The 934-nt window shown below is 60.6% G+C and carries 1 protein-coding gene; it reads right to left on the reverse strand.

The window, feature by feature from the left end; all coding sequences use genetic code 11:
• Positions 1-22: 22 nt before the first annotated feature.
• Positions 23-856, reverse strand: a complete 834-nt coding sequence (locus tag NN5_RS24775) for an IS5 family transposase (protein WP_067739389.1) — start codon at positions 854-856, stop codon at positions 23-25.
• Positions 857-934: the final 78 nt, after the last annotated feature.

Genomic DNA, 934 nt, shown 5'->3' on the forward strand with positions numbered 1-934 from the left:
AAGTGCCCGATTCGAAAGTTTCTCAAGCCAAGCAATACCTTGCGGTTCTGCGGGTGAGCATACGGATGGAGGCGATAAGCGCCCAAGCGGTTGAGGAGGCGATGGAAGTTTCCCAATCCTTGGCGAGGCGGCGGCATCTTCCGAGCCAAGCGAAGGTTCGTTCCACGACCCATCTGCGGGGCAGGACCTGGAAGCCTTTGGCGGTGTCGGAACGCTTGATGATCTCGACGGTCCACTGGCCCATGCAGGCGAGCGCGTCGCGGAGTTTGTCTCCGGCATAGCCGCCATCGGCGAAGATGTGACGCAGCCACGGGAAGCGATGTCGTATCGCCGCCAGGACATCGACGGCGCCGTCGCGATCCTGGATGTCGGCAGCATGGACGAGAACAAAGATCAAAAATCCGCAGGTGTCGGTGACGATATGACGCTTCCTGCCCTTCACCTTCTTGCCCGCATCATAGCCCGAAACCCCGCCGCTTTCCGTGGTCTTGACCGACTGGCTGTCGATCACTCCGGCCGATGGCGAGGCTTCGCGCCCCTCGATCTCGCGCAGGTTCATGACCAGCAGCGTGTTGATTGCATCGAACAGCCCGGCATCGCGCCACGCGTAAAAATAGCGCCGCACCGTGGAGGCCGGTGGGAAGCATTTGGGCAGCAGCCGCCACGCACATCCGGCAGAGGCTAGGTACAGCAGCGCGTTCAGCACCTCGCGCATATCGGTCGTCCGACGTCGACCACCGGTCTTGGCCGGCGGAATAAACGGAGCAGCCAACGCCCACTCCCGGTCCGTCATATCGCTTGGATAACGCAATCCTTCCCGGCTATGCTCGCGCCGGGCGATACCAGTCCATGCCATGTTTCACTCCATCTCTTCGCAAAGACGGCGTGAATCACAACATACTGGTATCGCTCAACAACTTTCGGATCAGGCTCT

Origin of the sequence: Novosphingobium naphthalenivorans NBRC 102051 (assembly GCF_001590985.1) — a bacterium.
Taxonomy (GTDB): Bacteria; Pseudomonadota; Alphaproteobacteria; order Sphingomonadales; family Sphingomonadaceae; genus Novosphingobium; species Novosphingobium naphthalenivorans.

Bases quoted from the DNA above. Each gene is read 5' to 3' on its own strand.
- NN5_RS24775 (WP_067739389.1), bottom strand. From the start codon at position 856: ATGGCATGGACTGGTATCGCCCGGCGCGAGCATAGCCGGGAAGGATTG.